At 62.8% G+C, this 22,335-nt stretch carries 29 protein-coding genes and 4 pseudogenes; 14 read left to right on the top strand and 19 right to left on the bottom strand.

Features of this window, described 5'->3' with window-relative positions:
- The first annotated feature begins 101 nt into the window (after window positions 1-101).
- On the top strand, window positions 102-503 hold the full coding sequence (locus ACZ1HK_RS18275) for a hypothetical protein (RefSeq protein ID WP_472629890.1): 402 nt from the start codon (window positions 102-104) through the stop codon (window positions 501-503).
- A gap of 51 nt (window positions 504-554) precedes the next feature.
- On the opposite strand, the pseudogene ychF reads toward ACZ1HK_RS18275, so the two are convergent.
- The 3 genes and pseudogenes from ychF to ACZ1HK_RS18260 all read right to left on the bottom strand — a co-directional run.
- Window positions 555-1,651: pseudogene (gene ychF / locus ACZ1HK_RS18270) on the bottom strand (redox-regulated ATPase YchF).
- Window positions 1,652-1,728: 77 nt separating this feature from the next.
- Complete coding sequence (locus ACZ1HK_RS18265) at window positions 1,729-2,301, bottom strand: LysR family transcriptional regulator substrate-binding protein (protein ID WP_472629889.1); 573 nt, start codon at window positions 2,299-2,301, stop codon at window positions 1,729-1,731.
- Window positions 2,302-2,359: 58 nt separating this feature from the next.
- Window positions 2,360-2,533: pseudogene (locus ACZ1HK_RS18260) on the bottom strand (helix-turn-helix domain-containing protein); the annotation flags it as partial.
- A 94-nt stretch (window positions 2,534-2,627) separates the two neighbouring features.
- Between ACZ1HK_RS18260 and acdA the strand changes: the two are divergent.
- Entirely contained in the window at window positions 2,628-3,821 is a 1,194-nt protein-coding gene (gene acdA, locus ACZ1HK_RS18255) for a 3-sulfinopropanoyl-CoA desulfinase (RefSeq protein WP_472629888.1), read from the top strand.
- A 9-nt stretch (window positions 3,822-3,830) separates the two neighbouring features.
- Here acdA and ACZ1HK_RS18250 read toward each other — a convergent pair whose 3' ends face one another.
- The 3 genes from ACZ1HK_RS18250 to ACZ1HK_RS18240 form a co-directional block, all read right to left on the bottom strand.
- Window positions 3,831-4,202, bottom strand: coding sequence for a response regulator (locus ACZ1HK_RS18250; RefSeq protein WP_472629887.1), 372 nt, complete (start codon window positions 4,200-4,202; stop codon window positions 3,831-3,833).
- The gene (locus ACZ1HK_RS18245) at window positions 4,199-5,194 is read right to left on the bottom strand and encodes a sensor histidine kinase (RefSeq protein ID WP_472629886.1); all 996 of its coding nucleotides are present in this window, start codon (window positions 5,192-5,194) and stop codon (window positions 4,199-4,201) included. Before ACZ1HK_RS18245 ends, ACZ1HK_RS18250 begins: the two co-directional genes overlap by 4 nt.
- Window positions 5,195-5,285: 91 nt before the next feature.
- Window positions 5,286-5,657 (bottom strand): hypothetical protein, encoded by a 372-nt coding sequence (locus tag ACZ1HK_RS18240; RefSeq protein WP_472629885.1) that lies wholly within the window; start codon window positions 5,655-5,657, stop codon window positions 5,286-5,288.
- 364 nt (window positions 5,658-6,021) lie between these two features.
- Between ACZ1HK_RS18240 and ACZ1HK_RS18235 the strand changes: the two genes are divergently transcribed.
- Window positions 6,022-7,353, top strand: coding sequence for an MATE family efflux transporter (locus ACZ1HK_RS18235; protein WP_472629884.1), 1,332 nt, complete (start codon window positions 6,022-6,024; stop codon window positions 7,351-7,353).
- Here the strand turns inward: ACZ1HK_RS18235 and ACZ1HK_RS18230 are convergent.
- Together ACZ1HK_RS18230 and ACZ1HK_RS18225 are read right to left on the bottom strand one after the other, a co-directional pair.
- Entirely contained in the window at window positions 7,350-7,862 is a 513-nt protein-coding gene (locus ACZ1HK_RS18230; RefSeq protein WP_472629883.1) for a hypothetical protein, read from the bottom strand. The two genes, ACZ1HK_RS18235 and ACZ1HK_RS18230, sit on opposite strands and share 4 nt — an antisense overlap.
- Before the next feature lie 16 nt (window positions 7,863-7,878).
- Window positions 7,879-8,070 (bottom strand): hypothetical protein, encoded by a 192-nt coding sequence (locus tag ACZ1HK_RS18225; protein ID WP_472630874.1) that lies wholly within the window; start codon window positions 8,068-8,070, stop codon window positions 7,879-7,881.
- A 129-nt stretch (window positions 8,071-8,199) separates the two neighbouring features.
- Between ACZ1HK_RS18225 and trpA the strand changes: the two genes are divergently transcribed.
- Both trpA and ACZ1HK_RS18215 read left to right on the top strand, forming a co-directional pair.
- Complete coding sequence (gene trpA / locus ACZ1HK_RS18220) at window positions 8,200-8,991, top strand: tryptophan synthase subunit alpha (RefSeq protein WP_472629882.1); 792 nt, start codon at window positions 8,200-8,202, stop codon at window positions 8,989-8,991.
- Window positions 8,992-9,572: 581 nt separating this feature from the next.
- Window positions 9,573-9,731 carry a hypothetical protein gene (locus ACZ1HK_RS18215; RefSeq protein ID WP_472629881.1) on the top strand — a complete coding sequence of 53 codons (159 nt, stop codon included), beginning with the start codon at window positions 9,573-9,575 and terminating at the stop codon, window positions 9,729-9,731.
- Here the strand turns inward: ACZ1HK_RS18215 and ACZ1HK_RS18210 are convergent.
- From ACZ1HK_RS18210 to ACZ1HK_RS18200, 3 genes are all read right to left on the bottom strand, one after another.
- On the bottom strand, window positions 9,728-10,189 hold the full coding sequence (locus ACZ1HK_RS18210; RefSeq protein WP_472629880.1) for a MarR family winged helix-turn-helix transcriptional regulator: 462 nt from the start codon (window positions 10,187-10,189) through the stop codon (window positions 9,728-9,730). The genes ACZ1HK_RS18215 and ACZ1HK_RS18210 overlap by 4 nt on opposite strands.
- Window positions 10,179-11,318 carry an Acg family FMN-binding oxidoreductase gene (locus tag ACZ1HK_RS18205; RefSeq protein WP_472629879.1) on the bottom strand — a complete coding sequence of 380 codons (1,140 nt, stop codon included), beginning with the start codon at window positions 11,316-11,318 and terminating at the stop codon, window positions 10,179-10,181. The genes ACZ1HK_RS18210 and ACZ1HK_RS18205 overlap by 11 nt, the downstream gene beginning before the upstream one ends.
- Before the next feature lie 68 nt (window positions 11,319-11,386).
- The gene (locus ACZ1HK_RS18200) at window positions 11,387-11,881 is read right to left on the bottom strand and encodes a MarR family winged helix-turn-helix transcriptional regulator (RefSeq protein WP_472629878.1); all 495 of its coding nucleotides are present in this window, start codon (window positions 11,879-11,881) and stop codon (window positions 11,387-11,389) included.
- 308 nt (window positions 11,882-12,189) lie between these two features.
- On the opposite strand from ACZ1HK_RS18200, the gene ACZ1HK_RS18195 reads away from it, so the two are divergent.
- The gene (locus ACZ1HK_RS18195) at window positions 12,190-13,353 is read left to right on the top strand and encodes an alpha-hydroxy acid oxidase (protein ID WP_472629877.1); all 1,164 of its coding nucleotides are present in this window, start codon (window positions 12,190-12,192) and stop codon (window positions 13,351-13,353) included.
- Here ACZ1HK_RS18195 and ACZ1HK_RS18190 read toward each other — a convergent pair.
- Window positions 13,273-14,145, bottom strand: a complete 873-nt coding sequence (locus ACZ1HK_RS18190) for an MFS transporter (protein WP_472629876.1) — start codon at window positions 14,143-14,145, stop codon at window positions 13,273-13,275. The genes ACZ1HK_RS18195 and ACZ1HK_RS18190 overlap by 81 nt on opposite strands.
- Window positions 14,120-14,491 carry a hypothetical protein gene (locus ACZ1HK_RS18185; protein ID WP_472629875.1) on the bottom strand — a complete coding sequence of 124 codons (372 nt, stop codon included), beginning with the start codon at window positions 14,489-14,491 and terminating at the stop codon, window positions 14,120-14,122. The genes ACZ1HK_RS18190 and ACZ1HK_RS18185 overlap by 26 nt, the downstream gene beginning before the upstream one ends.
- A gap of 135 nt (window positions 14,492-14,626) precedes the next feature.
- On the opposite strand from ACZ1HK_RS18185, the gene ACZ1HK_RS18180 reads away from it, so the two are divergent.
- From ACZ1HK_RS18180 to ACZ1HK_RS18170, 3 genes are all read left to right on the top strand, one after another.
- Complete coding sequence (locus tag ACZ1HK_RS18180) at window positions 14,627-15,283, top strand: 50S ribosomal protein L25/general stress protein Ctc (protein WP_472629874.1); 657 nt, start codon at window positions 14,627-14,629, stop codon at window positions 15,281-15,283.
- Between the two features lie 111 nt (window positions 15,284-15,394).
- The gene (locus ACZ1HK_RS18175; RefSeq protein ID WP_472629873.1) at window positions 15,395-16,459 is read left to right on the top strand and encodes an agmatine deiminase family protein; all 1,065 of its coding nucleotides are present in this window, start codon (window positions 15,395-15,397) and stop codon (window positions 16,457-16,459) included.
- Between the two features lie 77 nt (window positions 16,460-16,536).
- The gene (locus ACZ1HK_RS18170) at window positions 16,537-17,004 is read left to right on the top strand and encodes a DUF1203 domain-containing protein (protein ID WP_472629872.1); all 468 of its coding nucleotides are present in this window, start codon (window positions 16,537-16,539) and stop codon (window positions 17,002-17,004) included.
- Between the two features lie 57 nt (window positions 17,005-17,061).
- Here the strand turns inward: ACZ1HK_RS18170 and ACZ1HK_RS18165 are convergent, their stop codons facing one another.
- From ACZ1HK_RS18165 to ACZ1HK_RS18155, 3 genes are read right to left on the bottom strand one after another with little or no spacing between them, the layout of a single operon-like run.
- Complete coding sequence (locus tag ACZ1HK_RS18165) at window positions 17,062-17,703, bottom strand: FkbM family methyltransferase (protein WP_472629871.1); 642 nt, start codon at window positions 17,701-17,703, stop codon at window positions 17,062-17,064.
- 51 nt (window positions 17,704-17,754) lie between these two features.
- Window positions 17,755-18,084 (bottom strand): hypothetical protein, encoded by a 330-nt coding sequence (locus ACZ1HK_RS18160; RefSeq protein WP_472629870.1) that lies wholly within the window; start codon window positions 18,082-18,084, stop codon window positions 17,755-17,757.
- Window positions 18,048-18,695, bottom strand: a complete 648-nt coding sequence (locus tag ACZ1HK_RS18155) for an alcohol dehydrogenase catalytic domain-containing protein (protein WP_472629869.1) — start codon at window positions 18,693-18,695, stop codon at window positions 18,048-18,050. The genes ACZ1HK_RS18160 and ACZ1HK_RS18155 overlap by 37 nt, the downstream gene beginning before the upstream one ends.
- Before the next feature lie 187 nt (window positions 18,696-18,882).
- Here ACZ1HK_RS18155 and pth point away from each other — a divergent pair, with 187 nt between their 5' ends.
- From pth to ACZ1HK_RS18130, 5 genes and pseudogenes are all read left to right on the top strand, one after another.
- Window positions 18,883-19,581: an aminoacyl-tRNA hydrolase gene (gene pth / locus ACZ1HK_RS18150; RefSeq protein ID WP_472629868.1), complete on the top strand. Its 699-nt coding sequence runs from the start codon at window positions 18,883-18,885 to the stop codon at window positions 19,579-19,581.
- Window positions 19,582-19,645: 64 nt separating this feature from the next.
- Entirely contained in the window at window positions 19,646-19,891 is a 246-nt protein-coding gene (locus ACZ1HK_RS18145) for a DUF2332 family protein (protein WP_472629867.1), read from the top strand.
- Window positions 19,833-20,402: pseudogene (locus ACZ1HK_RS18140) on the top strand (DUF2332 family protein); the annotation flags it as partial. The gene ACZ1HK_RS18145 and the pseudogene ACZ1HK_RS18140, both read left to right, overlap by 59 nt.
- Window positions 20,317-20,655: a DUF2332 family protein gene (locus tag ACZ1HK_RS18135; protein ID WP_472630873.1), complete on the top strand. Its 339-nt coding sequence runs from the start codon at window positions 20,317-20,319 to the stop codon at window positions 20,653-20,655. The pseudogene ACZ1HK_RS18140 and the gene ACZ1HK_RS18135, both read left to right, overlap by 86 nt.
- 33 nt (window positions 20,656-20,688) lie before the next feature.
- Window positions 20,689-21,075, top strand: a complete 387-nt coding sequence (locus ACZ1HK_RS18130) for a DUF2237 family protein (protein ID WP_472629866.1) — start codon at window positions 20,689-20,691, stop codon at window positions 21,073-21,075.
- 74 nt (window positions 21,076-21,149) lie between these two features.
- Here the strand turns inward: ACZ1HK_RS18130 and ACZ1HK_RS18125 are convergent, their stop codons facing one another.
- From ACZ1HK_RS18125 to ACZ1HK_RS18115, 3 genes and pseudogenes are all read right to left on the bottom strand, one after another.
- Complete coding sequence (locus ACZ1HK_RS18125; protein ID WP_472629865.1) at window positions 21,150-21,701, bottom strand: M20/M25/M40 family metallo-hydrolase; 552 nt, start codon at window positions 21,699-21,701, stop codon at window positions 21,150-21,152.
- Between the two features lie 80 nt (window positions 21,702-21,781).
- Window positions 21,782-22,147: pseudogene (locus ACZ1HK_RS18120) on the bottom strand (M20/M25/M40 family metallo-hydrolase); the annotation flags it as partial.
- Window positions 22,148-22,172: 25 nt separating this feature from the next.
- Complete coding sequence (locus tag ACZ1HK_RS18115) at window positions 22,173-22,319, bottom strand: hypothetical protein (RefSeq protein ID WP_472629864.1); 147 nt, start codon at window positions 22,317-22,319, stop codon at window positions 22,173-22,175.
- Between the last annotated feature and the right edge of the window lie 16 nt (window positions 22,320-22,335).

Raw genomic sequence — 22,335 nt, 5'->3', positions numbered from 1 at the left:
GCGACGGAAATCCCGCCAGCCCCCGTGATACCTCATGTCTACAGCATTTCAGACACCAACACTTTTGAAGATCCAAACTTAAAACCCAAAGGAATAGACTTATGAAACTGACCCTCAAAGCCCTGAACCCCAAGGTCCTCTCCCTCGTCGTGCTGGCTGGCCTCGCCGCCTCCACCGTGCCGGCCTCGGCCAACACATTCCTCGGCGCCCGCGTTGCCGCCGACACTTCGGACGTCGACGTGATCTCCGTCCCCGGCCCCGCCCTCTTCCGCGAGGTGCGCTTCTGCGTCGCCAACCGCGCCGTTCATTTCGGTGATGTCGATGTGAGCTTTGCCCTTGGTGGCAGCCAGGACCTCGGCGTGCGCCGCATCGTACGGCCCGGCAACTGCACCGGCTGGTTCAACCTGCGCGGACCGGTCCGCAACATCGACCAGATCCGGTTCCAGTATCAGACCATCGTGAACCCTGGATCCCAGGCGGTTGTGACGGCCTTCGGTCGGTAAATCGCCGCCATCACTCCGCAAAAGCCCCGGTCCTGTGCCGGGGCTTTTCGTTCAGCCGCTGTGCAGAATATGCAGGACATCCCCGTCCTTCACCACATATCCCTTGCCCTCGGCCCGCATCTTGCCCGCCTCTTTCGCAGCATTCTCGCCACCCAGAGACACGAAATCATCGTACGCAATCGTCTCCGCCCGAATGAAGCCCTTCTCGAAATCACCGTGGATCACGCCCGCCGCCTGCGGCGCCAGCGTGCCCTCCTTGATCGTCCAGGCGCGTGCCTCCTTGGGGCCCACGGTGAAGTAGGTCTGCAGGTTCAACAGGGCGTAGCCCGCGCGGATCAACCGGTCCAAACCGGCCTCTTCCAGCCCCAACTCTTCAAGGAACATCTGCGCCTCGTCGGCCTCAAGCTGCGCGATCTCTTCCTCGATCTTGGCGGAGATCACGACATGGGAGTTCCCCTGCGCCGCCGCCATCTCGGCCACGCGCGCAGACTGAGAATTCCCGTCCCGGCATTCTCCTCCTCGACATTGCAGACATACAGCACCGGCTTCGCCGTCAGAAGCTGCAACATCTTCCACGCCTTCGCGTCTTCGGCGTCGACCTCAACGGTGCGTGCGGGCTGGCCGTTCTCCAACGCCGCCTTGGCGACCTCCATCAGACGTTGCGCCTGCACCGCCTCCTTATCGCCGCCGCGCACCTTGCGGATGATGTTCTGCAATCGCTTCTCGATGCTCTCCAGATCGGCCAGCATCAGCTCCGTCTCGATGGTCTCAGCATCAGCCACCGGGTCCACGCGGCCATCCACGTGGGTCACATCGCCATCCTCGAAACAACGCAGCACATGGGCAATCGCGTCCGTCTCGCGGATGTTCGCCAGAAACTGGTTGCCCAGCCCCTCGCCCTTGCTCGCGCCTTTCACGAGGCCCGCAATATCCACAAAGGTCATCCGTGTCGGCACGATGGACTTCGATTGCGCCAACTCCGCCAGCGTATCCAGCCGCGCATCGGGCACGGCCACATCACCGACATTGGGCTCGATCGTGCAGAACGGAAAGTTCGCCGCCTGCGCCGCCGCCGTCTTGGTCAGCGCGTTGAAGAGGGTGGATTTGCCCACATTCGGCAAGCCCACAATGCCCATCTTGAAGCCCATCGCCCGCGTCCTTTTCCGAGAATTCGCAGCCTTCTACGGCGCGGCGTTCTCCGCCGCAAGCACCCCGAACAACGCCGCTAAGGCCGCTTCCCGCCGCGCCAGCGCGCTCCCTTGCGCACCACCAGCTCCAGCCGCCGCTGCAAGCCCTCCGGTCCCGGCAGCATGACAACGTGGTCGGTCAGGTACCGCTCCACATCCGGCACCGGCATCAGCGTGTAGCCCAACCCCGCGCAGACGCATTCCATGATCGCCTCAAGGTTATCCAGAACCACCACATCCGCAGGCTCTCCCATCGCGCCCGCGATCAGCTTTCCGATCCCCGTGCCGGGCATGAAGTGAAAGAAGGTCTGGCCCTTCATGTCGTCCGCCACATCGCGATGCACGGCAAACACAAACGGCTCCCGCCGCAGCAGTCGCGCGGAAAGCCCGTCAGGCAACCCGTCCGCATTTGTCACCACGCCCGCGTCCAACTGCCCGGTCAGGACCTTTTCCTGAATGACTGCCGACAGCCCCGTCTCCACGGAAAAGGTCGCCCGCCCGCCCCGCGCCGCCTTCAGGAACCCCGGCAGGAGCCGCACCGCCGCCGTGGTCACGAAGCCCAGCTTGTAGGCCCCAACCAGATCGCCGCCCGGTCGCACGACCTCCCACAACCGGTCCTCGCCCTGCCAGAACGCCCTCGGCCTCGTCCACCACCGACCGGCCCAAAGGTGTCAACCGTGGCGGCCGGACCGAACGGTCGAACAGCTCCACCCCCAATTCCGCTTCCAGCGCCTTCATCTGCATCGACAGCGCGCTCAGCGTCATGCCCAACTGCTCGGCTGCGCCGATGAAGCTGCCCACCTGCGCCACCTTCACCAATGTCCGTAGGGCCCGCGTCTGCAAATCCAACTTCCCTGAACTTCACATCCAATCTTATTCCATGGATTTGAACCACAGCTTCCCTATGGTCAACCCATCACAGCACCGTGAGGCACCCATGACCCACCCCCTCGTTGCCAAAGCCCAAGCGCTGGCCCCCAAATTCGCCGACCGCGCGGCCCATTGGGACAAGACCCGCAGCTATCCCTGGCCCAATGTGCAGGACCTGACCGAGGCCGGGCTGATGGGCATGACGATCCCCACCGAATATGGCGGCCAAGGCGCGGATTACCTCACTGTCACGGAAGTGGTCGAAGAAATCGCGCGCGCCTGCACGCTCACCGCCCGCATCGTGGTGGAGGCGAATATGGGCGGCATCTCCGCCGTCATGGCCTACGGGACCCACGAACAGAAAGCCTTCTGCGCGCCCATCGTGCTGGACGGCGACAAACCCGCCATCTGCATAACAGAGCCTGAGGCCGGATCAGCCGCGACCGAGATGCAGACCACCGCCCGCAAGCAAGGCGACAGCTATATCCTCAACGGCACAAAGCATTGGATCACCGGCGGCGGTGTCTCGAAACTGCACCTGATCTTCGCGCGTGTGCTCGACGAACGGGGTGCTGAACAGGGCATTGGCGGCTTCATCGTCTACGCCGACCCGGAAAGCCCGCCGCCGGGCTTCAATGTCGAGGGCCGCGAACACACGATGGGCCTATGCGGCATGCCCGAGGCGACGCTTCAGTTCAAAGACCTCGAAGTTCATGCGAAATGGCTCCTCCAGCCGCCCTCGGGCCTCGCCCGTGGCTTTGCCGATCTGATGAACGCCTACAATTCCCAGCGCGTCGGCGCGGGCACCATTGCCATGGGTGTGGCAGCCGGCGCACTCGACCGGGCCAAGGATTACCTGCGGGAGCGTCAGCAATTCGGCCGCCCCCTTGCCGAATTCCAGGGCCTGCAATGGATGATCGCCGACGCCGATATCCAGATCCACGCCGCCCGCCTGCTGCTCCATGAGGCCGCGCGCAGCTCAGACCCCTTCCCCGACATGGCGAAAGCCGCCCGCGCAAAGCTCTTCGCGTCCGAGATCGCAATTCAGGTGGTGAACACGGCGCTCCAGATGTTCGGTGCCCGCGGCTATTCCGATGCCGAACCGTTGGAGCGGATGTACCGCGACGTGCGCATGTTCACGATCGGCGGCGGCACGGCGCAGATCTTGCGCACGCAGGTGGCAGGCGCGGCCTTGGGGATCAAAACTCCGCAAACCCGCGACGGCCACATCCCGCGCCCGGATCGCATCGCGGCAGAGTAACTTGCTCGGCTAGCCGGCGGGCGCCATCAGATCACCCAAAAGCTGACGTAGCTTCAGGTCGTTGACAGGCTTGTCCTCGAAAATCGCGTCCGGGAAACTCTCAACAATGGGGATATCCCGGCTATAGGCCGTCAGAAACGCAAAGGGCACCTTGCGCCGCGCCAGTTCGGCGGCAATCGGCTCACTCGTCGTGCCCGCGCCCAGATTGATGTCCAGCAAGGCCGCCGCCGGTGTCGCAGTGTCCAGCATGTCCAATGCCTCATCGACGCTGGAACATGGGCCCATCGGCTCATATCCCTCACGCTCCAACGACATCGACAAATGGATCGCCTGCAACATCTGGTCTTCGACAACCAATATCCCTGACCGGTCTGAGGTCATGGTGTTACTCCGTCCAATGTCAGCGCGAAGACCGCGCCATCCGCCTCACCCTTATAGGTGGAGGTCCCGTTCAACTCGCGCGGCCAGATCGTGCCCAACAGCAAGCTGCCAAATCCATTTGCCTCGAATGCCCCTTCGTCCACCAAGGGGCCGCCGCGTTCACGCCATTCGAAGCGGCGCACGGTGCCATCATCCTGGCCTGAAAGCACAACCGTTCCCTCCGCGACACTCAGCGCACCGTATTTGATGGAGTTCGTGGCAAGCTCATAAATCGCCATGGCGGAGGTCTGCACATATTGCTCAGGGATCTGAATATCCTTGTCCCACCGCGTCTCGATCCGACGCGTCTCGCCCAACACGGTCTGCAACACGCTCGAACAGATCTGCGACAGCCAAACATCCTGCCAATCATTGGACCGCAGCAATTCCTGCGCCTGCGCCAGCGCATGAATGCGCCCCATCAACATGTCCGAGAATGCCTCGACGGACTGATAGTGGTCCCTCGACAGATGGATCACCGACGCGACAAGGGCCAAGGTGTTCTTCAGCCGATGCTCCAACTCCCGCAGCAAGACATAATTTCGCAACTCGGCGCGCTTGCGTACGGTGATGTCTTCCACAGTGCCGACCAGGCGCACCGCCTCGCCGTTTTCGAACAACGTCCGCGCTTTGGCGCGAAGCCAGGTCTCCGGCAAATCCCCACGTGCAATCAGGCGGTATTCCATATCCATCTCGCCCGTGCCGTCGGGATCAAGCGCCCGCGCGGTCTCAGCGTCATGCAATTCCCGGTCGTCGGCATGCACTTTTGAGATGACGAAATCATAGTCGATCTCCTGATCGGGTGACGCGCCCCACAATTCCCGCACCCGGCCATCCCAGAAGGCGCGCCCACTCTTCGGCTCAAACTCCCACACGCCGAAATTGGCCGCCTCCAACGCCGCCGCCGCACGCCGCAGCTGGTCATCTTGAATTTCAAGGTAGTCCGACGTCATCTGATCGACCCCAAGCAATTGCGCAAAGTTTAACATATTTCATGCGCGTTTACAGAATGTTAACTGGCAACGAAAAAGTCGCACATCCGGCTCAACCGCCGGGCGGCGGCGCGGTCAGGGCGATCAAGACAAAGGCAATTGCCACGATCACAACCGCCACAAGCAGGATCGCGTTCAGCGCACCACCGCCCGTCTTGCGCCCAAAGACGATGTCGCAATCCACGTCTGGCGTGACATGGATCACAAAGTCCGCATCGGCAAATCCCTTCTCGATGGCGTTGTGCGCCGCCAAAGGGTGCGTCTCCGTCTTCCAGCTGAACCAGTGCCAGCGATCCACCTCGACCACGCCGCCGACAGGACCGTCGGCAACCGCCTCAAAATTAATCGTGCTGGGAACGGAGCTTGAAAAATGCCGAAAGACCTTTGTTCTCTGCCCTTTCGAAACGGAAACGCGTCTGCCCATGTGTCGCCTTATGCCTCCCCTTGCCTGCACCAAAGCGTACGCCTCAATCGCCGTGCTGCAATAGCCCCTTTTCCGCTCCCGCTTCGCTCACAGTGGGCCTGCCGGTGTCAGCAAATGGACACAGGCCCGCAGCCCAAGCCTATCACCTCTCGACTCTCGCAGCCGAAATCCCCTACACATCGCCTGCACACGCTTCGTCCCAAAGGACTTTCACCATGGATCACCCAACGCGGGCCTAAGCCCCTCCCGATGGCACACGGCACACCCGTCAGCCATCTGAGCCGTTGAAAATCAAAGGATTGCGCCCCTGCCTTGACCGGCACGTCCCGCAATCCCTGCGCCGGATCGTCCCGGCAGGTGACCCATGACTGACCAAACTCTTGCCCCCCAAGGTGCGACGCGCGCCGAATTCTGGCCCCTTATCAAACTCGCAGTACCGCTCATGGCAGGCCTCGCCGCTGCCTTGCTGATCGGCGTTGTGGATACCGCGATGATCTCGCCACTTGGCACCGTGCCGCTGGCGGCTGCGGGCATCACCACGGCGGTGCTGATCATCCTGATTTCCGCGCTCTGGGGTCTGATCACCGTGATCTCCGTGCAAATCAGCCAGGGCGACGGCGCCCAGGACCCGGTCCGTGTCGCAAAGGCCCTGCGGTCCGGTCTGTGGCTGTGCGCCCTCGGCGGCGCCGCATCCACCCTGATCATGCTGGCGCTCTACCCACTTCTCGGCCCACTCGGCCAACCGCCTGAGGTTCTGGCCATCCTCTTGCCCTACTGGGTGTCGATGGCCGTCTGGATCATTCCGTTCACGGTCTTCTTCGGGCTGAAATCGCTGTTTGACGCGGTGGAGCGTCCATGGGTCGCCGTCGGCCTCAGCTATATCGGCGTGGTCGTGAACGTGCCGGCCAACTACACCTTCATCCATATCTTCGAATGGGGACTGCTCGGGGCCGGGCTGGCCTCGATCCTGTCGCAAAGCTGCTCGCTTCTGGCGGGCGCTTTGGTCTTGTGGAAGGCGCCTTCCATGGCCCCCTACCGCCAGCGCGTCGCCGTGGCGTGGGCCGATGTGACCGAGCAGCTCAAGCAAGGCCTGCCGCTTTGCCTGGGCTATGCCGGTGAGGGCGGGGCCTACGCCATCGTCGGCATCATGATGGGCTGGCTGGGGGCCGAGGCGCTGGCCGCCCACCAGATCGTCAATGCGCTGGCGGGCGTTGCCTACATGATCCCTCTTGGCATGGCCGGTGCGGCCTCGATCCGGGTGGGTCAGGCTGTGGGCAGTGCGCGCACGGCACGGCTCAGGCCCATCCTCAAAGCGTCCTTTGCGCTGGTCACGGTATGGCAGATCCTGGCCGCTCTGGTCTTCATCTTCGGCGGGCGCCTGCTCGCGATGACGATGTCGGACGATCCGGCGGTGGTTGAGCTTGCGACGCTGCTGTTCCTGATCATAGCCCTTCTACAGGTCTCCGGCGGCATTCAGGATGTGGCCTTGGGCGCCCTGCGTGGCATGTCCGACAATACATGGCCGTCCGTGGTGACGCTGATCGCTTACTGGCCCGTGGCCCTTCCGGCGGGCTACCTGCTCGGCTTCGTGTTGGACTACGGGGCCGTGGGGGTCTGGTTGGGCTATATGCTGGGTCTGGCGGTGGCCGCGATCGCGCTGCCTCTCCGCTTCTGGCGGCTGACGGCAACGCCTTAGCTGCGCAGGGCGAACGGTCGCTCGGGCAAATGGGCAAGCAGGTGATCCTCCAAGCCCGCCCCGTCCGGCAACTGCCGGTTCGGCACGGGTGGGTGGAGGGTCGCCTCCGCGCCGCCAATTCCCGCGTTGGAACACTGGAAACAGATCAGGCCAAACCAGTCCATTTGCCCACCACTGACCGTCGCAATCCCATGGTTGGGCGTGTAACACATGAACGCTGCATCGCCCTCCGGTGCGTTCCATGCCTCCAGAAGAGCGCCTGCCGTTTCGGGGTCAAGGAACCGGCCCGCAATCTCGCACCGGCCCGCTTTCGCAGACCATTGCACATCATGGGCACGCACCCCGGCACTGTCCGCCTCTCTCGACAGCAACGCCGACAGACGGTCGCCAATCCAGTCATCGCGTTCCGCCGACAGGAAATGAAACACAAAGAGGCGGTCCCAAGGGGCGTCTGATCGTCCGGCAATCTGCATGGGCGTTACGTGCAACCGATCGACGGGGCTTGGCAAGCAGCCAAAGCCACCCCTAGTCGCGCAACCCCGCATTGCGGCGCTCAAAGATCACGAACCACGCCAGCAGGACAAACATCGGGTGGGTCAGCCCGCCCGAAAAGATGATCGCCAACAGCCAGATTGGCGCGATCACAATCCCAAGGATCACGCGCCCGGCCAAAAAGATCGAAAGCGGCGGCAGCAATATGGCAAGGATGTAGTTCATGACGCTTACATGGGCGCGCGGCCGCATTGGGTCCAGACCTGTCGGGAAAAGCGCCGCCCATTTCCCCCTGCTTGATTTCCGCCCGCCCTTCGCGCAAACGGGGCCGAAGACACATTCGGAGCCCGCCCCATGACCCGCATCGACGACACCTTTGCCCGCCTGCAAGCCTCGGGCACCAAAGCCTTCGTCTCCTATATCATGGCCGGTGATCCGGACTACGACACCGCCCTGCAAGTGATGCGCGGCCTGCCCGACGCGGGCGTCGACATCATCGAGTTGGGCCTGCCCTTCACCGACCCCATGGCCGACGGCGCCACGATCCAGCTCGCCGGCCAGCGCGCCCTCGAAGGCGGCATGACGCTTGAGAAGACGCTGCAAATGGTCCGCGATTTCCGCGCGGGCGATAACACCACCCCCATCGTGCTGATGGGCTATTACAACCCGATCTATTCGCGTGGTGTGGACGCCTTCCTGGCCGACGCGCGGGAGGCCGGGATCGACGGCCTCATCGTCGTGGATCTCCCGCCCGAGGAGGATGACGAACTCTGCATCCCCGCGCAGAATGCGGGCCTCAACTTCATCCGCCTCGCCACCCCCACCACCGACGATGCCCGCCTTCCGGCGGTCCTGACCAACACCTCCGGCTTCGTCTACTATGTCTCGATCACCGGCATCACCGGCGCCGCCGCGGCCGAGGCCGGAGATGTCGCCCCCGAGGTCGCTCGCATCAAGGCCAAGACCGACCTGCCCGTCATCGTAGGCTTCGGCATCCGCACCCCCGAAAGCAGCGAGGCCATCGCGTCGGTCGCCGACGGCTGCGTCGTGGGCTCGGCGATTGTGTCCGAGATCGCGGCTGGCAAACCGGTCGATGAGGTGCTGGCCTTCGTGAAATCCCTCGCGGACGGCGCACACCGGGCCTGAAAGCGCATGTATCTGATTGCGCTCAAGTTTGCCTATTCGCGGCTCCTTGTGTTTTTCGCTTTTCGCTGGCCTTGACCGAATTTGCTTTTGCATACTCGAACAATTCGCTCTTCTCTCTGTACACCTTCGTCGTTGCGCTTTCCTTCATCGCGCTCCTCTCTCACCGCTCGTTCCTGCTGAAGGAAGATCATTCCATCTTTGGTGACACCCACAGAATCCAGAAGCGGCGAAATCCGTTCCAACCTGGCGGTTTGTTTTCTACTTTTTGGCTGTTTTCCTTCCCGTGTTTATCGTTGGGACAAGTGTCAGCATCGCGACCACTGCTACCGATCCAACATATGGCTCTGAGTTGATCAGTCATTTTCTCGGCGCTGTTTGCAGCGGGCCTCATTATGGTCATTTACCTTCCAGCAATCAGGCACCATCCTACCCGCCGCGTCCGTAAGAGGTGGGACATCGCTACGAGCGGCCATTTCGCGCGCGAGGACAGCATATTTTCAAACGATGGGACGGCTTGTCGTGGGGCCAATCCTGTTTTCTGGCACTCATCGTTTCTTTTCGTCGTCGTGGCAGAGGTCAATTTGCTGCAAACGGATTGGTATGTCAGTGGAACTTGGCCCTACCACGCGGTCGGCGTGGTGATCGCCGTGTTGAACCTTTTCGGTGCCGTCCTCACCGCCACAGCCCTGTCCATGGCCTACCAGCACGCCGAACAGCACGCCTTGGAGCCCGCCGCCTAACCCCGCCGCGCGTCCAGCAGCTTGCGCAGCTTTTCCAGCCCCGGCATCAACGCGGCCGCCTCCTCTGGCGAAAACACCTCCGCCAGCCAGCCCATCTCACCCCCCAGCGACCCGATCGCCTGCTGCCAGAACGCACGCCCCGCCTCCGTCATCCAGACCAGCTTCGACCGCTTGTCCTCGGGGTTGGGCCGCATCTCGATCCAGCCCCGCTTCTCCAGCAACATCAGCGTATGGCTCATCGTCGTCTTGGGCACCTGAAACGCGCTCGACAGCGACAGCGGCGTTTTCCCGTCTCCCAAGCGCATCATGTGATTGAGCACGCTGAAATGCGACACCAGCACGCCATCAGGCAACCGCGCCTCGAACGCGGCGCGGCTGAGTTGCTCGATAATCCCGATCTCGTTGAACAGCCGGAAATACAGCCCCGGCCCTTCGCCTGCCCCGTCGCTATCCGACAATCTTCTCCTCCAGCGGCCAGCGCGGGCTTTCGCCCACCTCCGGCCCATACCCCACGCGCGCCCACATTTGCACGGTCCCGCCGTCGGGCGCCAGATCACCATGCACCTCATCGTAAAGCGCGGCCATCTCGGGGAATTCCTGCAACGCCTGGCTCAGCGGTTGCAGGCCAAGCCCCTTCGCCGTCGCAGCCAGATTGATGCGCACCCAATCCTGGCCCGCGCGGATCTGCGTCTCGCGGCTATTGTCCGGCGTCACCTGCCACAAATGCGCCATCGCACTCAGCATATTTTCCGCAAAAGCCGCATCCGCCTGCTGACCCACGAACCCTTCCATGTCCATCGACGCCTCGCGGGAGAACAGGCCCGTCACCCGCAAGGTTTCAAACATCGGCCCGCTGAAATCGATCCCGTCCGGGTTCGCATTCACCTCGCGATGGCCGATGCGGAACAGATCGACCGACTCGCGCAACGTCCGCTCGGTGGCGAACTCCACCCGCAGCGCGCGCAGGGATTGATCGCGCATTTGCTCGACACGGGCCATGTCATTGGTGAAGCCCATGGGAAAGTGCATGGGCGCGCGCGCAATCCGTTGCAGAGCATCGGTCGGAACCGGGCGCGCCGTGTCGTACGGTTCCTTGTTGGACCGTCTGTGCGGCACCTGCGCGAACAGCGGGTCGGGCGCGGCCTCCGTTGGGCTGAAATGGCAGATCGCCACCGGCCGTCCGTCCAGCCCCGCCGCGTCGCTGCCATCGGGAAACAGGTCGAACGTCACGGCCAACCCATCCTCCAACGCGGCCATGCGCAGGATTTCGAGGAAACAGCCAAGCCCAACCGTGATCTGTCGGTTAAACGGGTCGGTCTGCGGCAGCAAACGGTCCGGGTCCACGTACAGGATCGCCGTGTCGGGCAGAGACACATCCACCATCCAGGGCTGTCTGTTGTGCGGATTCGGCGCGAGGATCGCCCAACTCAGCGCACGAAGGCGCGGGTCGGCATATTGCCCGGCCTGCCCCCAGGGCGCGACAGCCGCATTGGGCACGCGGGTGATGTCATATCCAACAGCAGCCGTTGCGGCGAGGATCGTGCCCCCACCGATCAAGGCAAGGGTTTTGCGGCGCGAAAGGGTCATGGCGAATCTCCAATATAGTACGATGTTGCATTACTTAGTGCGATGTCGTACTATATGCAAGTCCGCCCTCAGCGCGCCCGGCGACGTCGCTTTTTGCCAATCCCATCAAGCACCTCCACCATCGCTCCCGCCTCTTCCCGCAGACTGGCGATCTTGGTGGCGCGCAGATGCATCTCCACTTTCATCAACTCCATCGCCACCCGCTCCAACAGCAGCACCCTCTGCTGGTGCCCGGCCTCAGTCAGCCAGATCGTGCGTTTGCGCGCGTCGTCGTCGAAAACGGCCGCCTCGACCCAGCCCTCGACCAGCAGCCGGTTCACAACCCGCGACATGGTCGGGCGCGGCCATTTGAGCGCACGCGCCAGATGAGAGATCGACATACCGTCCCCATCGCGACACAGATGATCGAGCACGTGCAGATGCTCCACTTGCGCCCTTGATCCCAGATGCAGCTCCAGCAGACCCGCGACCATCTTTGAAAGGGCCTCAATCTGGGCCTGAAGCAACAGCACGTTGCGCCCGGATTGCTCCAGCAATTTCCATTCCCTTGGCTCGTAACTCATCGCACCCTCTTCGTTGTTAAGGGCGCACAGTCTAAGCTGGCCGATACGGGTGTTGCACAAATCGCCCCTCATGCGCGCCGTTCGGGCAGGTTCGGAAAGGCCGCGTTAACTCCGTTCACCTGAACGCATTCTGATCCGCTCCCCTGAACGCACCGAAATCTGCTCAGATGAACGCACTTTTCGGGAAAGATCCGCTCATACGAACGGAAATGCGCTCAGCTGAGCACAGTTTTCCCTTCGCAACCTGCAGTGGACTCCGCCCCACGAGATTGGTAAGAAAAGTTGACCACACGCGAGGAATCCCGCCAATGCCCGTCATCACCGAGATTGAAGACCTCAAGCGCATATACAAACGCCGCGTGCCCAAGATGTTCTACGATTACGCGGAGTCGGGCAGCTGGACCGAGCAGACGTTTCGCGAAAATGTCAGCGATTTCAGCCTGATACGCCTACGCCAGCGCATCGCGCGCGATATGGCGGGCCGCTCCACCGCCACGCAGATGCTAGGTCAGGATGTGTCGATGCCCGTGGCGCTGGCCCCTGTGGGTCTCACCGGCATGCAATGCGCCGATGGAGAGATCAAAGCCGCCCGCGCGGCAGAGCGGTTCGGCGTCCCCTACACGCTCTCGACAATGTCGATCTGCTCCATCGAAGATGTCGCCGAACACACCCAAAAACCCTTTTGGTTTCAAGTATATACGCTGAAGGATGACGACTTCATGCGGCGCCTTTTCGCCCGCGCGAAAGATGCGAATTGCTCCGCGCTGGTGATCACCGTCGACCTGCAAATGCTCGGTCAACGGCACAAAGATATCAAAAACGGCCTCTCCGCCCCGCCAAAATTGACGCCAAAATCCATCGCAAACATGATGACGAAAGTGCCTTGGGGCCTTGAAATGTTGGGCACCAAGCGGCGCTTCTTCGGCAATATCGTGGGCCATATCGACGGCATCGACGATCCGGCGTCGCTCAGTTCATGGACCGCGCAGGCCTTCGATCAAAGCCTGGATTGGGAACGGATCAAGGAGTTCCGAAGCTGGTGGGACGGCCCCGTGATCCTCAAGGGTATTCTCGATGAAGAGGATGCAAAACAAGCACTTAACGTGGGTGCAGACGCGATTGTCGTCTCCAATCACGGCGGTCGGCAACTCGATGGCGCGCTCTCGTCGATCCGCATGCTGCCCCGCATCATGGACGCCGTCGGCGACAAGATGGAGGTCCATCTCGATAGCGGCATTCGCTCCGGCCAAGACGTGTTGAAGGCAGTCGCTCTCGGCGCGAAAGGCACGATGATCGGGCGCTCCTATGTCTACGGTCTCGGCGCGATGGGCCAGGCGGGCGTCACGAAGGCGCTGGAGGTCATCCACAAGGAACTCGACACCTCGATGGGCCTATGTGGCGAGCGCCAGGTCGCCGATCTGGGCCGCCACAACCTCCTGATCCCAAAGGGTTTTCACGACACCTGGGAATAGCGCGCCGCATTGCTGCGCAGGTAAATCGCGAGGAGCGGCGCGAGGAGCGCAAGCGCCGCCACCGCAACAAAGGCCAACCGCAGATCCAAACGCACCCGAGATGAACCCCATCAGCGATGGCGCCAGAACAAAGCCCATGAACCCAATCACCGCCGCCCTTGCAACGGCGGCGGTGCGGTGTTCCGGGCGCACCATCCGACCCACGATCGCAAGGCCCACCGGCCCCACCGCCGCAATGCCTAACCCCATGGCGCCAAAGCCAAAATAGGCAATCAAAGGTGACGGCGCGGCGGCAGCAATCAGCGCACCACAACTCGCCATCGCCGTCCCGATCATGATGATCGCATGCTCGCTAAACCGCTCCGTCAAAGCCTGGCCAGAGAATCGTCCGATTGCCATCGTCAGCCCCAAAACGGCAGGCCCCAACGCGCCTTCTGCCGCGCGACCACCCAAGGTGCGTTCGATATGCAGGGCCGACCAGGCCTCAACCGTCGCCTCCACGAAGAATGCCACCAGAACAATCGCGCCACACAGCAAGACGGTGGGCCACGGAAAGCGGTTGGTGCGGCGGGCCTCTTCGTCGATCGGCTCCACCTCCATGCGCAGCCACAGGGCCATGAAAACGATCAGAACAGCAATCGTCCCAAAGATCTGCATTGGCTCGAACCCGGCTTCGCGCGCCACCCCGGTGCACACAGCAGAAATCGCATAAGCCACGGAAAACATGGCATGGTTTGCGTTCATTAGGGATCGTCCATGCCGCGCCTCAAGCTCGGACACGCGCGCGTTCATCACCACGTCCAAGCATGCCCGAAGCATAGCCAGCGGCGACCATGGCCAGGAAAAACAGCATTGGCCCGGGCGCAAGCGAAGGCCCCAAGACCAACGCTGCGAAGATCAGCCCGGCCACCGGCATCGCATTGCGCCCCAATGCCCTGTCAAAGATCGGGGCGAGCCACATGGTCGAGATCAGGCCAAGCGAAGTCCCCAAAAGGACCAGCCCAAAGAGCGTGTCATCCGCCTCAATCCCCGCTTTCAGCACCGGGACCTGCGCCGCAAACGACCCCCAGAAAACGCCAACAATCATGAAGGCGACCACCGGACGGCGGGACACGGAAAGGGCGGACAGAACATTCATGGCCGCAAGCCGTTGCACGGCCCCATTTGAGTCGCAAGAGGGGTCTTTTCAAAGCCCGCCACCTGCCCTATACGCGCGACTTCAGTTCACGGACCGACACCCTTGGAGGCGGTCCATAATTCTAGGAGAATAGCAATGGCTGGTGAGATTCCTGATCTTATCGCTGAGGCACGGACGGGGACAGGCAAGGGGGCCGCTCGTCAAGCACGCCGTGAAGGTAAAGTGCCCGGTATCGTATATGGGGGCGGCGCCGATCCGCTTCCGATCCAGATCCCCTTCAACGTCCTTCTGAAGAACCTCAAGGCGGGCCGGTTCCTGTCGACGCTCTTCAACCTCAAGGTCGAAGGCCAGGACGATGTCCGCGTGATCTGCCGCAACGTGCAGCGCGACGTTGTGAAAGACCTGCCCACGCATGTCGATTTCATGCGCCTGCGCCGCACCTCGAAGGTGAGCCTCTTCATTCCGGTTGAGGTGATCGGTGAGGATAACTGCCCCGGCCTCAAGAAGGGCGGCACGCTGACCATGGTGCGCCCGGAAGTCGAACTGCGCGTGACCGCAGGCGACATCCCTGAGCAGATCACCATCGACATCGCGGGTCTGGAGATCGGCGATACGATCACCATCAGCTCGGTTGAGCTGCCCGACGGCGCGAAGGCCACGATCGACCGTGACTTCGTGATCGCCAATATCGGCGCGCCCAAAGGCATCGGTGGCGGTAGCGATGAAGATGAAGCCGAAGAAGGCGCAGCAGAAGCAGAAGCCCCCGCCGAGGAGGCAGCAGCCGAGGAATAAGCCCTTCACTCGCTGATGAATTTGAAAGCGCCGCTCCATCCCGGGGCGGCGCTTTTCTTGCGCTGATCTCTGAATGCTGGCACCGTCGCGGTGGTGGAGGGCGACATGCGAATGACACGGCGACAGACACTTGGCGCAATTGGCGCGGGCCTTGCGGCCGGGATCACGCAGGCCGCCGCACAAAGCGCAGGCTGGGTCATGCCCGCCGAGGAAGCCCGGCACGAAGCCACCTTCATGCAATGGCCCGTCAGCCGCGATGTGCATCCCGACCGCTATTTCCTGGGTCAGCTTCAGGGCACAATCGCCGAGATTGCCAATACCATCGCGGAGTTTGAGCCTGTCATCCTGCTGATGCCGCCTGAGGCCGTTGCTGGAGCCGGGCGGCGCTTGTCGGGCGATATCGAGATTTGGGAGATCCCGACCGAGGATCTCTGGGCGCGCGATTCTGGTCCGGTCTTCCTCACCAACGGCGCAGGCGAGCGCGCGGTGCTCAGCTTCAATTTCAACGGTTGGGGTGGCAAGCAAATCCACACCAACGACGGCCAGATCGCTGCGCGGGTGGCTGAGCGGATGGGCCTGCCCCTGATCGACAGCGGCGTTGTCGGCGAAGCTGGCGGTTTGGAGCAAGACGGCGCGGGCCTTGTCATCGCGCATGAAAGCTCGTGGGTGATCGACAACCGCAACCCCGGGCTTTCGCGAGATCAGATCGAGGCGCGCATTCTGGCCAGCCTTGGGGCCGAGCGCATGGTTTGGGCACCCGGGGTCGAAGGCCTCGACATCACCGACTACCATATCGACGCTTTGGCCCGCTTCGTGGCCCCCGGCCACGCCATCATTCAACTGCCAGAGGCTGTTGATCCGAATGAGCCGTTCAGTGTCTCCGCGTTTGAAACGCGCGGTATTCTGCGCGCGGCAGACCTGCACCTGACCGAGATCGCTGATCCCTGGGATACCCGCATCACCAACGACGATTTCGTCGCGTCTTATGTGAACTACTATGTCTGCAACGGCGCCGTCATCGCCGCACAATTCGGGGATCGCGCGGCGGACCGGGCCGCGCGCGATACGCTGCAATCCCTCTACCCGGATCGCGAGATCGTCATGCTGAATGTCGACCCGCTAGGTGAAGTCGGCGGCGGAATACACTGCGCGACGCAGCAATTGCCTGCTGTTTGACTTCCCGCAACATCCGGGTCGCGCGCCTGCCCTTTGCAGATGCCATGACGATGGCATCAAACCAAAGGAGCAACCCGATGTCTTTCCGTATCAGCGGCCTCGATCCCGCCCCGTTCCAACATCTCTACGGGCTTTCCGATGAGGCCCTTGCCGAACACGGCGCCGAACGTCGCATCGCCGACCGCCCAGGCGCCCTGCCCGACCGCATCACCATGCAAGACGCGGAGCCGGGTGAGGCGATGATCCTTCTCAACCACACCTACCAGACGGCGAAATCGCCCTATTTCGGCACCCATGCGATTTTCGTGAAAGAAGGCGCGACGCAGACTTATGAGGCCGTGGATGAGATCCCGCCCGTTATGGCGCATCGGCTTTTGTCCCTGCGCGGGTTCAATGACCGGGACCTGATCGCCGATGGCCGCGTGGTCGAAGGCCGCGACGCTGCCGCAACTATCAACGAGATGTTCGAGAACCCCGCCATCCGCTACATCCACGCCCATAACGCGGGCCATGGGTGCTTTTCCGGTCTGGTGGAGCGCGCCTAAGCGCCCTCGGACCAGACTTTACGGAAGCCCAAGATCTTGCCGCGCGATGTGACCGGATCATAGGTCATGTCCATCGTGCTCATCCGGTCCACGATCTTCTTGATGACGCTTGCATCGTATTGCTTGGGATGGATCTCCATCACGCAGAACCTGCAGCGGGCATTTCCAGGGGCGATCAAAGAACTGCGCCTCGGCCCCTTCCACGTCCATCAAAACGACATGGGGCCGATGCGCGCGCAAAAGCTCGTGAAAGCCGATCAACGGCACTTCCACCTGACGCCCTCCCTTGGCCCCAAGACGGGAGCCCGTGAAGCCAGCAGCCAGATGGAATTTCGCAGTCGCGCCCTCCGCCGCATGGCCCACGACGGCACCGTGCATCAGGCTGACATCGCCCACATCATTGCGGGCATGGTTGGCCTCGATCACCGGCAAAAGGTCGGGGTTCGCCTCAACCGACAACACATTCTCAGGCTCGGTCTTCTTCGCCGCAAGTGTGCCGACATAGCCAAGCCCCGCCCCCAGCTCCAACACGCGAAAACCGGGTCGCACGCAGCGATCCACCGCACGCGCCTCATCCCCCTCATAACTGCCCTCGCGCAGCTTTTCGGCAATCGCGTCGGTCGCCAGCGCCGCAGGCAAACCAAGGCGCAAACCGTTGATCTCGTACATCGTCTCATCCATGGGCGCTTGGTCCGTCATGTCTTTCATGCCGCCTGCGATAAGGGGCAAGTTTGGCAAATTCTGGGCGTATCAGATACCAAGATCAAAGGCCCCCGTCGCGATCAACGTCTTGCCCGCACTCATGTCCGCCTCATAAAGGCCCGGCGCCGCCACGCCTTCCTCCAGCGAGGCCACGCGTGCGACCTTCGTTTCGGCAAAGCCGCCATCGAGGTTCCGGGTCACATCGCGGGTTAGCATCAGCATCTGCGGCAGGTTCTTGCCCGCCAGCCATTTCGACAGCCAGAAGCCGCGCACAATCAGCCCTTTGAAGATCATCGTACCCGGGTGGAGCGTGGCGGCTTTGCCTGACAAACCGCCGTAGATCAGGATCTGCCCTTGGCCCCGCAACGCCTCTGCCACGCCGAAAGGTCAGCCCGCCACCGACGGCATCGAACGCCATCTTGCAGCGCAGCGCCTTGCAGAGCGCCGCCAACTGCCGCGTCAAAGCCTTCAGTCGTCTCATTCAGCACGTATTGCGCGCCCTCGGCCTTCAGCGCCTCAACCTGCGCGTCCTTGCGCACGATGTTGATGATCTTCACGCCCTTCGCCGCCGCGCGCCTGCGGATCATTGCGCCAAGCGCGCCACCTGCTGCGGTGGAAATCGCACAGTTTAGCCGCGCGCGGCGCACTTCATCGACCAGCGCAATCGCTGTCAGCGGATTGACGAAACTGCTGGCCCCCGCCGCGAAACTCAAACTGTCTGGCATGGCCACGCATTGCGTTGCCGGCACCACGGCATATTCCGCCCACAGCCCTTGCGCGTTCGCGGCGGCGGCCACCCGCTCGCCGTGCAGGCGATTGGCCAGAAAGCCACCGCCCGACGCCACGACCTCCCCCGCGCCTTCCAGGCCGGGGATCAGCGGGTAGGGCCATCCGAGGCCGTATTCGCCCTCCAGCATGGCCAGATCGGACGGGTTGATGGGTGACGCCGCAACCCGCAGCAAAACCTCGCCACGCGTGGGCTCAGGCACCGGCACCTCGTCCAGCGACAGCCGCTCGCCCCGCCCCGTGCAGGACCAGCGCGCGCATCTTTTCGGGAATATTGCTCATCTTTCGGCTCCGGCCAGAACGCGTCGCCCGACCGTGCCACGCCGCCCGCGCCTTGGCAAACCGCCTCACGGGCCATATCACCGTCCCCGAACGAAAAGGATCGCAGCCATGCAACTCTGGGTCGGCCTGGGCAATCCAGGCGCGAAATACGCCAAGAACCGGCACAATATCGGGTGGATGGCGCTGGACCGGATTGCCGAGGATCACGGCTTTGCCCCTTTTCGCGCCAAGTTTCAGGGCAGTCTGAGTGAGGGCAAATTCGGGTCTGAAAAGGTCATGCTGCTTAAGCCCGAGACCTTCATGAACCTTTCCGGCCAGTCGGTGGGTGAGGCGATGCGCTTCTACAAACTCGACAGCACCGATGTGACCGTCTTCCATGACGAGATTGACCTCGCCCCCGCCAAGGTTCGCGTGAAAGCCGGTGGCGGTCATGCGGGGCATAATGGCTTGCGATCGATCCATCAGCATATCGGCCCGCATTACGACCGCGTGCGTCTTGGTGTCGGTCATCCCGGCCATAAGGACCGCGTGCCGGGCTATGTGCTCAGCGATTTCGCCAAGGCCGATCAGGATTGGCTCGATGACGTCCTGCGTGGCGTCAGCGATGGCGCGCCGCGTCTGGCTGAAGGCGATGGCGGCAAATTCCTGAACGCAGTGGCCTTGCGCACTGCGCCGCCCCGTTCGTCAACGTCCGCGCCCAAGAAGGACAGTAGCAAGGAAACTGCCAAAGCGGTCGAGGAGCGGCCGCAAGAGACCGCCCCCGACGCCCGCAGCGCCCTGCAAAAGCTGGTGGACAAGTTCCGGTGAGCGACCGCCTCCGTCAGGCGTTCGTACGACAGGGGAGGTCACGGCCACCCTCGGCTCTCCCTTCATGGCACGTCTTATGCCGCTGATCGGCGCGCGTCTGACTGACGCTACCTCCGTTGGTGCCCGCTGCCTCGCGTGGGAGGGCAATGTCAGCGCTGCAGGCCAGTCCGTGCCCCTGCGCCTTGCGGGCGCGCTGCATGGCCTTGTGATCGACGGCTCCGATCCCGGCCTGATCGCGGCCTATCCGCCCAATGACGTCTCGGATGATGTGCTGTGGTCATGCGGTCGACGCCGCATTCCAAACCCATGAAGCGCGGATCATGGCTTGGCTCGACCGCCCCCCGCAAACCAATGAGGTGCGCAGGGCGACAGCCATCATCGCGGGTATCTGGTGGGCGCTTGGCCGTGTCGGGCCGCACCCTGTCACCCTGTCCGAGCTTGGGGCCAGCGCCGGGCTTAACCTGTCCCTTGACCGCTTTGCCCTGTCGATGGGGCGCGGCTTGCACGGCGACGTGCACAGCAAAGTCAGGCTGATGCCGGAATGTGACCGCCCCTTTTGCAAGCCGGTGCCATTTGAGGTGACAGACCGCGCCGGGGTCGACCTGACGCCGCTTGATCCACATGACCCGGAAGACCGCCTGCGCCTGCTGGCCTATCTCTGGCCCGACCAGCCGGAGCGTCTTGCCCGCACGCGCGCCGCGATAGAGCTGGCCGATACAAGCGTGGAGGCCGGTGATGCGGCCCCCTGGCTTACCCGCCGACTGGCGCAGCCCTGGACAGGCCTTCATACCGTCTATTCCACCATCGCCGCGCAGTATTTTCCGGAGGCCACGCGCGCCTCCATCGCCGCCTCCATTCAGGCTTCGGGTCAGGCGGCCACACGAAGGCGCGCCCCTTCTGCATCTGGCGATGGAGGCCGACGAGGATACGCCGGGCGCTGGCCTTGTCGCCACGCTTTGGGCTGGCGGTGCGCCTGTGCAGCGGCACCTGGCACGGATCGATTTTCACGGGGCCTGGATCGACTGGCGGGATGAGGCTTTCCCTCACCCCCGCTTTCCATTACCCAAGTCTTGAACGGCCGCCTGTACATGCAGGAGGTACCAGACCATGGGCTTCAAGAAAGCCGCATCCCTCAACGTATTTGGTGAGGCACTCGAGACGTGTTCAACGGACCCCATGACCGGCTTTTTCCGCGATGGTGGCTGTGACACCTGCGCCGAGGATCGCGGCTCGCACACCGTGTGTTGCGTGATGACGGCCGAGTTCCTCGCCTTTTCGAAATATGTTGGCAACGACCTGTCCACACCGCGGCCCGAATACAGCTTTGCCGGGCTGAACCCGGGCGATGGCTGGTGTGTCTGCGCCAGCCGTTGGTTGCAGGCCGCCGAAGAGGGGGCCGCCCCGCCGGTCAATCTGCGGGCCACGCACAAGCGGGCGCTGGAGGTTATCCCGATGGAGATGCTTGAGGCGCACGCCGCCGGTGCGGATAGCTGAGCGGATCGCTTATCAAGGTTGATAAGCCGGGTTAACCAACCGATTTCATTATAAAATACCCACGCCACGCCCCTTCAAGGGTCAGACGCACCCACAGGCAGACGCTGGCGCACGATCTTGCTGAACCAAGTGACGCCATGGGTCAGCGCCTCATCGTTGAAGTCATATTCCGGACTATGAAGCGGCGCGCTGTCGCCGTTGCCGATCATCGCGAAGCATCCCGGGGCCAGTCCGAGCGCCTGCGCGAAATCCTCGGACGCGCCCATGCGCGCGGCATCGCCTTTGACGTGTTCCGCCCCAAATGCCGCAATCGCTGCTGACAACGCATGCTCTGTCGCCGCAGCATCGTTGACCAAGGGCACAAACACACGGTCGTAGTCTGTCTCTGCCGTGCACGCATGCGCCGCCGCGACGCCACCCGCGATCCGGCGCATCGCCGCCTCGATCCGCTGACTGACCGCATCGTCGAAATGCCGGCAATCGCCCTCGATCACGGCCTCACTTGCGATGGCATTCTTGACATTGTCGCCAGCGATCGACGTGACCGAGACCACGGCCAGATCAGACGGGTCGACATTGCGGGCGACGATCGTCTGAAGCTGCCCGACAATGGCGCAGGCGCACACAATCGCATCGCGGCATTCATGGGGGCGAGAGGCATGCCCCCTGCCCCGCGCACCGTGATGCGGAAGTTGTCCTCAGCCCCCATATAGGCCCCGGATCGCGTTTCAAACGCGCCCACCGGCAGGCCGGGCATGTTGTGAAGACCGTAGATCTCATCAAACCCCAGACGCGACCCGAGCCCATCGCGGATCATCGCCTTCATGCCCTGCCCCCATTCCTCGGCCGGCTGAAAGACGAAGCGCACCGTCCCATCGAACCCGCCCTCGCGGGCCAGAACAGCGGCGGCGCCAAGCAGCATCGTGGTGTGACCATCATGACCACAGGCATGCATCAGCCCCGGCGTGGCGGAGGCATAGGGCAGGTTCGTTGTCTCCTGGATACGCAGACAATCCATGTCGGCGCGCAGCGCGATCGTACGGTCGGACGTACCTGCCCGCAGGGTGGCCACAACGCCGGTGCCCCCGACGCCCGTCTCAACTCTCAGCAATGCCAAATGCACGCAGGCGGTCTGCCACGAATTGCGCCGTTGCCTCCTCCTCAAACCCGAATTCCGGGTTTTGGTGGAGGTGCTTTCGCCAGCCGGCCATGTCTTGAGCGAGGTCAGTGGAATTCATTGTCATCCTTGATCCTCACCCA

It is taken from the genome of Gymnodinialimonas sp. JB5-7, assembly GCF_055693405.1.
The sequence above is the reverse complement of the archived record's forward strand: the minus strand, read 5'-3'. Positions and strand labels throughout refer to the sequence as shown.

Coding starts and splice junctions, on each gene's coding strand:
- ACZ1HK_RS18190 (WP_472629876.1), bottom strand. CDS start 14,145: ATGAACGCGCGCGTGTCCGAGCTTGAGGCGCGGCATGGACGATCCCTA.
- ACZ1HK_RS18205 (WP_472629879.1), bottom strand. CDS start 11,318: ATGACCCTTTCGCGCCGCAAAACCCTTGCCTTGATCGGTGGGGGCACG.
- acdA (WP_472629888.1), top strand. CDS start 2,628: ATGACCCACCCCCTCGTTGCCAAAGCCCAAGCGCTGGCCCCCAAATTC.
- ACZ1HK_RS18240 (WP_472629885.1), bottom strand. CDS start 5,657: ATGGGCAGACGCGTTTCCGTTTCGAAAGGGCAGAGAACAAAGGTCTTT.
- ACZ1HK_RS18250 (WP_472629887.1), bottom strand. CDS start 4,202: ATGACCTCAGACCGGTCAGGGATATTGGTTGTCGAAGACCAGATGTTG.
- ACZ1HK_RS18225 (WP_472630874.1), bottom strand. CDS start 8,070: ATGAACTACATCCTTGCCATATTGCTGCCGCCGCTTTCGATCTTTTTG.
- ACZ1HK_RS18145 (WP_472629867.1), top strand. CDS start 19,646: ATGGCACGTCTTATGCCGCTGATCGGCGCGCGTCTGACTGACGCTACC.
- ACZ1HK_RS18245 (WP_472629886.1), bottom strand. CDS start 5,194: ATGACGTCGGACTACCTTGAAATTCAAGATGACCAGCTGCGGCGTGCG.
- ACZ1HK_RS18185 (WP_472629875.1), bottom strand. CDS start 14,491: ATGAATGTTCTGTCCGCCCTTTCCGTGTCCCGCCGTCCGGTGGTCGCC.
- ACZ1HK_RS18165 (WP_472629871.1), bottom strand. CDS start 17,703: ATGACGGACCAAGCGCCCATGGATGAGACGATGTACGAGATCAACGGT.
- ACZ1HK_RS18180 (WP_472629874.1), top strand. CDS start 14,627: ATGGCTGGTGAGATTCCTGATCTTATCGCTGAGGCACGGACGGGGACA.
- ACZ1HK_RS18235 (WP_472629884.1), top strand. CDS start 6,022: ATGACTGACCAAACTCTTGCCCCCCAAGGTGCGACGCGCGCCGAATTC.
- ACZ1HK_RS18130 (WP_472629866.1), top strand. CDS start 20,689: ATGGGCTTCAAGAAAGCCGCATCCCTCAACGTATTTGGTGAGGCACTC.
- ACZ1HK_RS18175 (WP_472629873.1), top strand. CDS start 15,395: ATGACACGGCGACAGACACTTGGCGCAATTGGCGCGGGCCTTGCGGCC.
- ACZ1HK_RS18135 (WP_472630873.1), top strand. CDS start 20,317: ATGCGGCCCCCTGGCTTACCCGCCGACTGGCGCAGCCCTGGACAGGCC.
- ACZ1HK_RS18170 (WP_472629872.1), top strand. CDS start 16,537: ATGTCTTTCCGTATCAGCGGCCTCGATCCCGCCCCGTTCCAACATCTC.
- ACZ1HK_RS18115 (WP_472629864.1), bottom strand. CDS start 22,319: ATGACAATGAATTCCACTGACCTCGCTCAAGACATGGCCGGCTGGCGA.
- ACZ1HK_RS18275 (WP_472629890.1), top strand. CDS start 102: ATGAAACTGACCCTCAAAGCCCTGAACCCCAAGGTCCTCTCCCTCGTC.
- trpA (WP_472629882.1), top strand. CDS start 8,200: ATGACCCGCATCGACGACACCTTTGCCCGCCTGCAAGCCTCGGGCACC.
- ACZ1HK_RS18200 (WP_472629878.1), bottom strand. CDS start 11,881: ATGAGTTACGAGCCAAGGGAATGGAAATTGCTGGAGCAATCCGGGCGC.
- ACZ1HK_RS18195 (WP_472629877.1), top strand. CDS start 12,190: ATGCCCGTCATCACCGAGATTGAAGACCTCAAGCGCATATACAAACGC.
- pth (WP_472629868.1), top strand. CDS start 18,883: ATGCAACTCTGGGTCGGCCTGGGCAATCCAGGCGCGAAATACGCCAAG.